Genomic DNA, 11,943 nt, shown 5'->3' with positions numbered 1-11,943 from the left:
TACAGCTAGAGCAGCGCTTGGCGCGAGTAAATGCGTGTTAGCGGCGCAACACAGCTTTTTGGCGCGCGGCTCGGCCCGCCCGCGAATAGGACCGGCTCGCCAGAGAATCGCGGGCAGCCCGTATTGACGATGGCGGGTGGCGTACGCATATGCGCCGTGCTGGCACTCACCGCTGGCGAGTGCCAACAGCTGTTCATAGAAAAGGGACTCCGCGCATGAACTTTCGTCCGTTGCACGACCGCGTCCTCGTCCGCCGCGTAGAGGCAGAAGAGAAGACCGCAGGCGGGATCATCATCCCGGAAACCGCCAAGGAAAAGCCGCAGGAAGGCGAAGTCGTCGCCGCCGGCACCGGCGCGCGTAACGAAGCCGGTGAAATCCACCCGCTCGAAGTCAAGGCCGGCGACAAGGTGCTGTTCGGCAAATGGTCCGGCACCGAAATCAAGATCGACGGCGAAGACCTTCTGATCATGAAGGAATCGGACATTCTCGGCATCGTTGCCTGAGTCTTTCCGTAAACGACCTTCACTATCTTCAACTTCTGAAAGGGTAGCCCACCATGGCATCCAAGGACGTAAAATTCGGGCGTGACGCCCGTGAGCGCATTCTCCGCGGCGTTGATATTCTCGCCGACGCGGTCAAGGTCACGCTGGGGCCAAAGGGCCGCAACGTCGTGATCGACAAGAGTTTCGGTGCCCCGCGCATCACCAAGGACGGCGTCACCGTCGCCAAGGAAATCGAGCTCAAGGACAAGTTCGAGAACATGGGCGCGCAGATGCTGCGCGAAGTCGCGTCGAAGACCAACGACATCGCTGGCGACGGCACGACCACCGCAACGGTTCTGGCGCAGGCGATCGTTCGTGAGGGCATGAAGTCGGTTGCAGCGGGCATGAACCCGATGGACCTCAAGCGCGGTATCGACCTCGCGGTCGTCGAAGTCGTCAAGGACCTCAAGGCCCGCTCGAAGCCGGTTGCCGGCACCAAGGAAGTCGCCCAGGTCGGCATCATCTCGGCAAACGGCGACACCGTCGTCGGCGAGAAGATCGCTGAAGCGATGGAGCGCGTCGGCAAGGAAGGCGTGATCACCGTCGAGGAAGCCAAGGGTCTCGAGTTCGAGCTCGACGTCGTCGAAGGCATGCAGTTCGACCGCGGCTATCTGTCGCCCTACTTCATCACCAACCCCGACAAAATGACCGTCGAGCTTCAGGATCCCTACATCCTGATCCACGAGAAGAAGCTGTCGAACCTGCAGGCGATGCTCCCGATCCTGGAAGCCGTCGTCCAGTCGGGTCGTCCGCTCCTGATCATCGCCGAGGACATCGAGGGTGAGGCACTTGCCACGCTCGTCGTCAACAAGCTGCGCGGCGGCCTCAAGGTCGCAGCGGTCAAGGCACCGGGCTTCGGCGATCGCCGCAAGGCGATGCTCGAGGACATCGCGATCCTGACCAAGGGCGAGATGATCTCGGAAGACCTCGGCATCAAGCTCGAGTCGGTCACGCTCGGCATGCTCGGCACCGCCAAGCGCGTCACGCTCGACAAGGACAGCACGACCATCGTCGATGGCGCGGGCGATCACGAGTCGATCAAGGGCCGCACCGATGCGATCCGTCAGCAGATCGAGAACACGACGTCCGACTATGACCGGGAGAAGCTCCAGGAGCGTCTCGCAAAGCTGGCCGGCGGCGTTGCCGTGATCAAGGTCGGTGGTTCGACCGAAGTCGAGGTCAAGGAGCGCAAGGACCGCGTCGACGACGCGCTGCACGCAACCCGCGCAGCCGTCGAAGAGGGCATCGTCCCCGGCGGCGGTACGGCTCTGCTGTACGCAACCAAGGCCCTCGAGGGCATGAAGGGCGCGAACGACGACCAGACCCGCGGCATCGATATCGTCCGCAAGGCGCTCTACGCGCCGGTTCGCCAGATTGCGGCGAATGCGGGCCATGACGGTGCGGTCATCTCGGGCAAGCTGCTGGACGGCAACGACCCGACGATGGGCTTCAACGCACAGACCGACCAGTATGAGAACCTCGTGGAGAGCGGCGTGATCGACCCGACCAAGGTCGTCCGCACCGCGCTGCAGGACGCAGCCTCGGTCTCGGGCCTGCTGATCACGACCGAAGCGGCCGTGTCGGAAATGCCGGAAGACAAGCCCGCCATGCCGATGGGCGGCGGCGGCGGCATGGGCGGCATGGGCGGCATGGACTTCTGATCCGGCGGGGCCTGCGCCGACCGCTCGGTCGGCGCGGGTCCTTGCTGGTTCGGCAGGAACCGACGCCCGGCCGTTCGGCTGGACCAAAGAAAGGGCCGGGGGAGCGATCCTCCGGCCCTTTTCTCGTGCCCTGCGTGCACGTTACTCGCGGTCGAGCTCCGGCGTATCGGCGATCGCGGCGGCGGTTGGAGCCGCCGGCGTACCGCAGCGCTTCATCCGGCCGATGCCCTTGAGATAGGCACGCCGGATCGAGCCCGCATAGACCGCCGCCTCGGCGCGGCGCTGTTCCTTGTCTGCGCCCGTGATGACCCGGACGATCCCGAGCCCCGGGATCAGCGAGTTGACCGCAGTCCGCGCCGCAACGGCTGCGACTGCCGACCCCTCCCCCTTCGCGCGCCGCGCTGAATCCGCGTCGGGTCCGAGCGCGGCCTCCAGGCGGCGCACTTCGGCAAGGATGGCCGAACAGCTGCCGGTATTTGCCCCCGAATAGGGTGCCGATGCCGCGAGCTGGAGCACCGCCGGGATTTTCTGGTTCTTCAGTCGCGTATCGCGCAGCGGTTGGGTGATCGCGCGTCCCACGCTGTCCTGGCCACCCGCCGAAGCCATCGTCGGGCTTATCGCCATCACCGTCGCCAGGACGAGGGTTGCCACACCATGCCGCATCGCTGTCATCTCCAAAGGGTGCACGCAGAAAGCGCCGCCTCGGGAATTGTTCCGTATGCGGTATAACCCGCGCACCCTCGCGGAACGGCCTACCACGAGCCAAGGCCCTGGTGACCGTCACGCCAGCGTCATGAACGGACGCTAGCGGACCAGAGCCACGGAAAGATTGGGAAAAGCCAATCTTCGTGCGGGGGAAATTCAACATGTTCGGACATTTCCGGACGCGTACGGTCGCGTCCACTGCAACGCTTTGCGCAGCCTTGCTCGGCTCCACTGCCTTCCCGGCCCTTGCCGCGGACGTAGCCGGCCGGGTCGTAGATCCGGTCACCGGCAATGCGCTGCCCGGCGCCACCGTTTCGGCCGGCGGTCGCACCGCAATTGCCGACGATGACGGGATGTTCGTGATCCGCGATCTTCCCGCCGGCCCGGTCGAGCTTACCTTCCGCTATGTCGGATATCCCATCGCGACCCGCAGCGCGGTATCCAGCGATGCGCCGTCGGTCGTTGCCTTCCGCCTGGAGGCGCCGAATGCCGATCCCGTCGGCAAGGATATCGTCGTCACCGGCCAGCGCGCCGCGGATCGCCGCGCCTTGCAGGCCAAGCGGACGGCGAACGTCATTCAGGATACGCTCAACGCCAATGACGTCGGCAAGCTGCCCGACCAGAATGTCGCCGAGGCGGTTCGACGTCTGCCCGGCATCTCGGTCGCGAACGATCAGGGCGAAGGGCGCTATGTCATCATCCGCGGCGCCAACCCCAATCTCGCCAACGTCACGATCAATGGCCAGACGGCCCCAGCGCCCGAGCCCGAGGGGCGGCAGGTCAAGCTCGACGACATCCCCTCGTCGCTGATCGGGTCGGTCACGGTGGTCAAATCGCTGACCGCCGACCGCGACGCCAATGCCATCGCAGGCCAGGTCGACATCACGACCCTGACCGCCTTCGACCGGACCCGTGCCTTTGCCAATGCGCGGATCGCCAACGGGTATAACACTCTCAACAGCCGCAACCCCTATGAGGGGGACATCACCGCGGGCACGCGCTTCGGGGCGGGCAAGACCTTCGGGATCGTCCTATCGGGAAATTACTCGCGCCGTCCGATCGAGTCCGAGAATCTGCAGGGGTCATCGGCGTGGAAGACCGTCAACGGCGTCGCCGTTCCGGACGATTATCGCCTGCGCGACTATAATCTCACCCGCACTCGCTACGGTCTGGTCGGCAATTTCGACTGGCGGCCGAACGCGACCACCAGCGTCTATCTCCGCACGCTCTATTCGGCGTTCAAGGATCACGAGACGCGCGACCAGTTCCGCATCGAGATCCCGCAGACGGCGACGGTCGCGGCAGGGGGTACGTTCAGTTCGCGCGGCACACGCTTCCTGCGGTTGCGCAACGAGGACGATTCGACCTTCACCGGCCAGCTTGGCGGGAAGGTCGGGCTGGGCGGGTCGCAGCTCGAGGTCAGCGGCACCTATAGCAAGGCGCTCAAAAAGGACCCGCTGCGCTCGGAATATTCGTTCCGCACCGGCAGCACCGCGCTGACCGGCCTGTCGCTCGACCTCGCCGACACGCTGTTCAAGGTCAATACCGCCAATGCGACGCCGAACACGCCCGCCTTGTTCAGCGGTTACCGGGTCAATTACGACCGCCGCCGCGCCGCGGAAAACCTGTACCAGGCGCGTGCCGACCTGACCGTCCCGATCGCCTTCGGGGACGACAGCGCGATCAAGATCGGCGGCAAGTTCCAGCAAACCGACAAGACCAACAACCGGGATTTTCAGCAATATAATCTGACCGCGGGCAACCTCGCGACCACCGGCGCCTCCAGCAACGACGGCAGCACCATCTATGACGGGCGTTATGCGGTCGGTCCGCGGATCGACTATGACCGGGCGCAGACCTATTACACGGTCACCAACCCGGGCGCGCGGACGCTCGACGTCGCGGGCAGTCTCGCCAACTCGCTGGTCAACGATTACGACCTGAGCGAGAAAGTCTATGCCGGCTACGTCATGGGCACGGTCAAGCTCGACCGGTTCACGATCGTGCCGGGCGTCCGCGTCGAGCACACCGACGGGACGTACAAGGGCAAGGCGTTCACCACGGCCTCCACCGCGACGCAGGGGTTCAACGTCGTCAACAGCCGCAAATATACCGATGTCTTTCCCGACCTGAACGTGCGGTTCGATGCGTCGAACCGACTGGTGCTGCGGGCGGCGGCGACCACCGCGATCGGCCGGCCCAATTATGCCGACCTCGCGCCCTACACGAGCGTATCGGACACGACGCTCAACAAGGGCGTGGTCGCGCTCGGCAATCCCGATCTCAAGCCGTACAAGGCGGTCGCGGGGGATCTGTCGGCGGAATATTATCTGCCCGGCCAGGGGATCCTGTCGATCGCCGCCTTCTACAAGCATCTCGACGACCCGATCTTCACCGCCGGCGTCAACCGCGCCGGCAGCTTCGGGGGCATCACCTTCACCAGCGCGCTGGTGACCCAGCCGCTCAACGCACGGAGTGCCGAACTGTACGGGGTCGAGGCGAACCTGCAGACGCAGCTGCAATTCCTCCCCGCGCCGCTGGACGGCCTCGGTATCTCGGGCAATTTCACCTATACCGACGGGTCGGCGCGCGGCGTGCCCAACCGGGCGGACAAGGTGCCCAATTTCCTCCAGTCGAAATACATCGGCACGGCGCAGATCTTCTACGAGAAATACGGCCTGACCGCGCGGCTGGCCTATACCTATCGGTCGCAATATCTCGACACGCTGGGGGATTCGACCGCCACCGACCAATATACCGCCGAGAACAATTCGCTCGATGCACGCATCGGCTTCTCGCCGGTCAAGGCCTACACGCTGTTCGTCGAGGCGAGCAATCTGCTCGATTCACCCTGGCGCCGGTTTCAGGCGGTCAAGACCCAGCTGATCGAGAACGAACGCTATCGCCAGAGCTTTCGCGTCGGCGTCCAGTTGGCGTTCTGACCGGCCACCCCCCCGCCGCGACCGGCGGGGGTTTGGCATGCGCGATCAGCGCTTCATCGCCTCGATCAGCGCCTTGACCTCCTGGCTGCGCCCGCGCGGCAGGATCAGGATGTCGCTGCCGCTCGCCACGACGATCAGATCCTCGACCCCGACCAGCGCGATCCGCGCACCGTCGCTGCGCACCAGGCAGTTCTTGGTGTCGATCGCGATCACCTCGCCATCGCCTTGTCCCGCATGCGTGTTGCCGTCCGCGTCGCGATCGCTGATCTCGTGCAGCGCATCCCAGCTTCCCAGGTCGCTCCAGCCCATGCTGACCGGGACCACCGCGACCTTCTCGGCCTTTTCCATGACCGCATAGTCGATCGAGTCCGACGGGGCCGCGGCAAAGGCGTCGGCGTCGGGAAACACGCGCGTGCCGTCGTGGCGCGCGCTTTCCATCGCCTTCTGGCAGGCGCCGAGCATCTCGGGCGCATGAGTTGCAAGCGCGTTCAGATAGGCGTCCGCGCGAAACAGGAAGATCCCGCCGTTCCACGCATGATCGCCCGCTGCGAGCATGGCTTCGGCAGCGTCGCGCGGCGGCTTTTCGACAAATTTCGCGACGCGGTGGACGCCGCCTGCAATCTCCTCGCCCATCCGGATCCAGCCATAGCCCGTCTCGGGCGCATGCGGATCGATCCCGAAGGTCACCAGCCACCCATCCTGGACGAGCGGCAACGCCGCCTGGATCGCCGCATGAAAGGCCGGAACGTCGAGGATGACGTGATCCGACGGCATCACCAGCAACGGCGCGTCGCCTGGCGCCGCCAGCGCGGCGAGCGCGATCGCGGGTGCCGTATTGCGGCCGACCGGCTCCAGGATCAGCGCTTGCGGTGCCGCGGTCACCGCCTGCAGCTGCGCCTCCACCAGATCGGCATGGCGCGCGTTCGCGACGACGATCGACGCGGCGAACCCGCCGCCCTGCGCGCGCTGCGCTGTCAGCTGGAGCATGGTATCCTCCGCGGTCAGCGCAAGCATCTGCTTGGGCATCTCGGGCGTCGACATTGGCCACAGTCGGGTTCCCGATCCGCCCGAGAGGATGACGGGAACGATCGGCGTGGTCTGCGGCATGCGAATGACTCCTTGTTACCCCGCTGTAGCGTGCGGAGCTGCGCTTGGTAACTGCCCTGGATCAACCGCGATCCAGGGCCTTCAGCCTTTCTTTGCCAATTTCTGCGACAGCCGCATCCTATCGTCGGCGGTGTTGCAGCCGGCGCTGCCAATTTGGCGGACAGGGTGCGCGCGCGATGATCAGGCTGTTCAAACACTATATCCCGAATGCGGTCCTGCTGCTCGGCCTGTTTGACGTCTGTCTGCTGATCGTGGCGGGCGAGCTGGGGTACACGCTTCGTATGGGGCAGCTTGGCCTGCCGGTACTGCCGATGGCGGGACGGGTCCCCCAGTTGGTGACGTTTGCCGGCAGCGTCGAACTCGCGATGATCGCGGTCGGTGTCTATGGCGCGAGTGCGCTCCAGTCGCTGCGCCACGCCACGGCGCGGCTGCTCGTCGCGGTTTCGCTCGGCACGATCTTCCTCAGCGTCATCTATTTCGCCTTGCCGACGATCACGTTCTGGCGGTCCAACCTGCTTTATTCGATGATGATCGCCGCGGTTCTCCTGATCGCGCTGCGGATCCTGCTGGGCAAGACGCTGGGCGGCCAGGTGTTCAAGCGACGGGTCGTCGTGCTGGGCGCGGGCGCGCGGGCGGCGCGGCTGAAGGCCCTGTCGCAGGTGCCAGGATCGGGGTTCGTCGTCGTCGGCTACGTCTCGATGAGCGAAAGCGCGCGCGTGATTCCGGAGGCGATCGCCCGCGACGCGATCTACAATCTTGCCGACCATGTCGTCCTGCTGAACGCCAGCGAAGTGGTGCTCGCGCTCGAGGAACGCCGCAACGCCCTGCCGCTGAAGGATCTGTTGCGCATCAAGACCACCGGGGTCCACGTCAACGAAATCTCGACATTCCTCGAACGCGAAACCGGACGCGTCGACCTGCAGAGCGTCAATCCCAGCTGGTTGATCTTCTCCGACGGGTTTTCCTCCGGTCGCATGCTGTCGTCGATGTTCAAGCGCCTGTTCGACATCGCGGCGAGCATCATCCTGCTCACGCTGACCCTGCCGCTGATCCTGATCGTCGCGCTGTCGATCAAGCTCGAAAGCAAGGGCCCCGCCTTCTATCGCCAACGGCGCGTCGGGCTGTATCACGTCGGCTTCGACTGTATCAAACTGCGGTCGATGCGGCAGGATGCGGAAGTCGCGGGAACGGCCGTGTGGGCCGAGAAGAACGATCCCCGGATCACGCGGATCGGCCGCATCATCCGCAAGGTCCGGATCGACGAACTGCCGCAGACCTGGTCGGTGCTGAAGGGCGAGATGAGCTTCGTCGGCCCCCGCCCCGAACGCCCGCAGTTCGTCGACGATCTCGAGCAGCAACTGCCATATTATGCCGAGCGCCACATGGTGAAGCCGGGGATCACCGGCTGGGCGCAGATCAACTATCCCTATGGCGCATCGATCGAGGATGCCCGGCAGAAGCTGGAATATGATCTCTATTATGCCAAGAACTACTCTCCGTTCCTCGATCTGCTGATCCTGCTGCAGACGATCCGCGTCGTGCTCTGGCCCGAGGGCGCGCGCTGACGTCGTGGACGGCCTTGCGACCTTGATCCTGTGGAGCCACGCGCTCGCCGCCCTGTTGTTCGCAGGCGTGGCCCTCTCGCAGTTGCGCGATGGCGGGACCGGATTACCGCGACTGACGTTCATCCTCGCGCTGCTGCTGACCGCACTATGGGCGCTGGCGGTCGCGGGGATCGAGTCGACCGACGGCATTCCCCGCCTCGCCGAGTCGCTGCGAAACCTGGCGTGGCTCGGGTTCATGTACGCGCTCGTCCGGCGCGATCCACGAACCGCGGAGCATCGCGCGGTAGCGATCATTTACGGCATCGTCGCGCTGGTCGTGCTGATCAACGCCGGACTGGCGGTCGTATGGACGATGTCCGCCGCAGGTTTCGTGCCCGAGGTCGCGACCTTGCGACTGGCGCTGCGGATGATGGTCGCCATCAGCGCGCTCGTCCTGGTCCACCATCTGTATACCGCCGCCGCGCCCGCTGCGCGGGGGGGCATCCGGCTGGTCGTGATCGCCCTGCTCGCGATGTGGAGCGTCGACCTGCTGCTGTACCTCGTCGCCTATGCCAGCGGCACCTTCCCCCCCGCCATCGTGGCAGGGCGCGGGATCGTGATGGCGTTCGCGGCGCCGGCGCTGCTCATCGCGGTCCAGCGCAACGGCGACTGGACGCTGCACCTGTCGCGCACGATCGCCTGGCAGACGCTCTCCTTCGCCGCCACCTTGCTGTACGCCGCGGCGATGGTCGGCGCGACGAGCGTGATCGCCATGCTCGGCGGCGCAACCGCCCGCCTGTGGCAGACCGCGTTCGTGGTCGGATCGACCGCAACCGCCGTGGCCATCCTGTCCTCGCCCCGGGTTCGCGCCTGGACCAAGGTCAAGGTCGCCAAGCACCTTTTCCGCCATCGTTACGATTACCGAACCGAGTGGATCCGCTTTACCGACACGCTCGGCAAGCCCGACGATGCCGCGCCGCTCGATGCCCGGATCATCAAGGCCGTGGCGGACCTGACCGAATCGCCGGCCGGACTGCTGCTCGTGCCGGAGGCGACGGGCCTCGGCGTGGGGCTGGGCTGGAACTGGGAAGCGCCAAGCGCCGTGGCGCCGGCCATACTGGCGCGGCATCTGGCCGAGACCGCCCGGATCGTCGAACTCGACCCGGTTCGTGCCGGAACCGCCGAGCCGGGTGAGGCCGCGACGATTCCCCCCTGGATGCTGGACGGCGACGGCTGGGTCATCGTTCCGCTTGCGCATCTCGATCGGCTGCAGGGGGCGATCCTGCTCGCCCGTCCACCGATCGACCGTTCGCTCGACTGGGAGGATTTCGACCTTCTGCGCATCGCCGGGCGGCACGTCGCGAGCTACCTCGCCGAAGCGCGCGCGCAGGAAGCGCTGGCCGAGGCGCAACGTTTCGACGAGTTCAACCGGCGCTTCGCCTTCATCCTGCACGACGTGAAGAACCTCGTCAGCCAGTTGACGCTGGTCGCGCGCAACGCCGAGCGTCATGCGGAAAATCCGGCGTTTCGCGTCGACATGGTCGCCACGCTCAAGGACTCGGCCGGGCGCATGAACGACCTGCTCGCGCGCCTGTCGCAGCATCACCGCGCGCGTGCCGACGATCTTCGCCCGGTCGCTCTCGTCGAACTGCTCGAGCGCGTCGCTTACGCCAAGCGCACGCAGCACCCGATCGCCGTTTCGGGCGACCCGGCGCTTGCGGCGCAGGCCGATCCGGTTCGTCTGGAACAGCTGCTGGGGCACCTGGTGCAGAATGCGATCGAGGCGAGCACGGCGGCCGACCCGGTTGATCTGTCGCTCGAAACCGATGCCATGCACGTGACCATCGTCGTTGCGGACCGCGGCTGCGGCATGACTCCGGGGTTCGTGCGCGACCAGCTGTTCAAGCCCTTTGCCTCGTCCAAGCCCGCCGGCTTCGGAATCGGCGCGTTCGAGGCGAAGCAACTCGCCGAAGCGATGGGGGGCCATGTGCTGGTCGACAGCCAGCCCGGTACGGGAACGCGCTTCCGGGTCTGCCTGCCGCACGCGCAAATGCTGGTCGCCGCCGCATGATCGAGAAGCCCAAACTGCTGATCGTCGAGGATGATCTCGGCCTGCAACGCCAGTTGCGCTGGGCGTATGAAGACTATCAGGTCATTACCGCCGTGGACCGAGCGACCGCGATCGACGCGGTTCGCGCCGAGGAACCGGCGGTGGTCACGCTCGATCTGGGCTTGCCGCCCGACGCCGATGGCACGCGGGAGGGTTTCGCCACCCTGGCGGAGATCCTGAAGCTCAAGCCCGACACCAAGGTGATCGTCGCCTCCGGCCACGGCGCGCATGCCAGCGCGTTGCAGGCGATCGCCGAGGGGGCGTGGGATTTCTATGCCAAGCCGATCGATATCGACGCGCTTGGCATGATCGTGGCGCGGGCCTTCCACGTCCACGCGCTGGAAGCGGAAAACCATCGCCTGTCGATCCGCACGGTTGGCGCCGGCCTGGGGGGCATCCTCACCGCCAGCCCGGAAATGCTCAAGGTGACGCGCACCATCGAGCGCGTCGCCACGGCCGATGTCTCGGTGATGTTGCTCGGTGCGAGCGGGACCGGCAAGGAACTGCTGGCGCGGGGGCTGCACGATACGAGCCACCGCCGCGATGGCGCATTCGTCGTGATCAATTGCGCGGCGATCCCGGACACCTTGCTGGAATCCGAACTGTTCGGGCACGAAAAGGGCGCATTCACCGGGGCGTTCAAGACGACCGAAGGCAAGATCGAGCAGGCGGCCGGGGGCACGCTGTTCCTCGACGAGATCGGCGACGTTCCGCTGCCGCTGCAGGTCAAGCTGCTGCGCTTCCTCCAGGAACGGACGATCGAGCGGATCGGCGGGCGCAAGCCGATCACGGTCGACACGCGGATCGTCTGTGCGACGCATCAGGATGTCGATGCGATGGTCGCGGCGGGCGGATTCCGCGAGGATCTCTATTACCGGCTGGCCGAGATCGTCGTGCGCATCCCGTCGCTCGGCGAGCGCAGCGGCGACGCCGTGCTGCTCGCCCAGCATTTCCTGAAACGCTACGCCCGTACGATGGGCTCGGGCGTGACCGGGCTGGCGCCCGATGCGCGCGACGCGATCACCGCCTGGCGCTGGCCCGGCAACGTCCGCGAACTCGAGAACCGCATGAAGCGCGCGGTGATCATGGCCGAGGGCAAGCTGGTGACGGCCGCCGATCTCGACCTGCCCGACAGTGTGCCCGAGCCTCCGCTGAACCTGCGCGCCGTGCGGGAGACGGCGGACCGCACCGCGATCGGCCAGGCGCTGGCGCGCGCGGAGGGCAACATTTCCAATACGGCCAAACTGCTCGGGGTCAGCCGCCCGACGCTGTACGATCTGCTCAAAAGCTACGATCTTCAGGGGTAGGCGCCGTCGCTGGCCACGGCCGGTC

At 65.9% G+C, this 11,943-nt stretch carries 8 protein-coding genes; 6 read left to right on the top strand and 2 right to left on the bottom strand.

All coding sequences use genetic code 11. The features are described 5' to 3' along the window. Nucleotides 1-215: 215 nt before the first annotated feature. Complete coding sequence (gene groES / locus L8G49_RS08465) at nt 216-503, top strand: co-chaperone GroES (RefSeq protein WP_010162031.1); 288 nt, start codon at nt 216-218, stop codon at nt 501-503. 53 nt (nt 504-556) lie between these two features. Further along, nucleotides 557-2,203, top strand: a complete 1,647-nt coding sequence (gene groL / locus L8G49_RS08460) for a chaperonin GroEL (RefSeq protein ID WP_010162030.1) — start codon at nt 557-559, stop codon at nt 2,201-2,203. A 141-nt stretch (nt 2,204-2,344) separates the two neighbouring features. Here the strand turns inward: groL and L8G49_RS08455 are convergent, their stop codons facing one another. Beyond that, the gene (locus L8G49_RS08455; protein WP_242139811.1) at nt 2,345-2,854 is read right to left on the bottom strand and encodes a hypothetical protein; all 510 of its coding nucleotides are present in this window, start codon (nt 2,852-2,854) and stop codon (nt 2,345-2,347) included. Nucleotides 2,855-3,069: 215 nt separating this feature from the next. On the opposite strand from L8G49_RS08455, the gene L8G49_RS08450 reads away from it, so the two are divergent. After that, entirely contained in the window at nt 3,070-5,850 is a 2,781-nt protein-coding gene (locus L8G49_RS08450; RefSeq protein WP_242184108.1) for a TonB-dependent receptor, read from the top strand. Between the two features lie 45 nt (nt 5,851-5,895). On the opposite strand, the gene L8G49_RS08445 is transcribed toward L8G49_RS08450, so the two are convergent. Then, nucleotides 5,896-6,957 (bottom strand): mannose-1-phosphate guanylyltransferase/mannose-6-phosphate isomerase, encoded by a 1,062-nt coding sequence (locus L8G49_RS08445; RefSeq protein ID WP_277923170.1) that lies wholly within the window; start codon nt 6,955-6,957, stop codon nt 5,896-5,898. A gap of 176 nt (nt 6,958-7,133) precedes the next feature. Between L8G49_RS08445 and L8G49_RS08440 the strand changes: the two genes are divergently transcribed. The 3 genes from L8G49_RS08440 to prsR are packed head-to-tail and all read left to right on the top strand — an operon-like array spanning nt 7,134 to nt 11,918. After that, nucleotides 7,134-8,522 carry a TIGR03013 family XrtA/PEP-CTERM system glycosyltransferase gene (locus L8G49_RS08440; protein ID WP_242139813.1) on the top strand — a complete coding sequence of 463 codons (1,389 nt, stop codon included), beginning with the start codon at nt 7,134-7,136 and terminating at the stop codon, nt 8,520-8,522. A 4-nt stretch (nt 8,523-8,526) separates the two neighbouring features. Continuing rightward, nucleotides 8,527-10,572, top strand: a complete 2,046-nt coding sequence (gene prsK / locus L8G49_RS08435; protein ID WP_242184099.1) for an XrtA/PEP-CTERM system histidine kinase PrsK — start codon at nt 8,527-8,529, stop codon at nt 10,570-10,572. Beyond that, nucleotides 10,569-11,918 (top strand): PEP-CTERM-box response regulator transcription factor, encoded by a 1,350-nt coding sequence (gene prsR, locus L8G49_RS08430; RefSeq protein WP_242184096.1) that lies wholly within the window; start codon nt 10,569-10,571, stop codon nt 11,916-11,918. Before prsK ends, prsR begins: the two co-directional genes overlap by 4 nt. The last annotated feature ends 25 nt before the right edge of the window (nt 11,919-11,943 follow it).

It is taken from the genome of Sphingomonas sp. CARO-RG-8B-R24-01 (genome assembly GCF_022662295.1).
Lineage (GTDB): Bacteria > Pseudomonadota > Alphaproteobacteria > Sphingomonadales > Sphingomonadaceae > Sphingomonas.
Note: the sequence above shows the minus strand (reverse complement) of the source record. Positions and strands in the feature narration are given on the sequence as shown.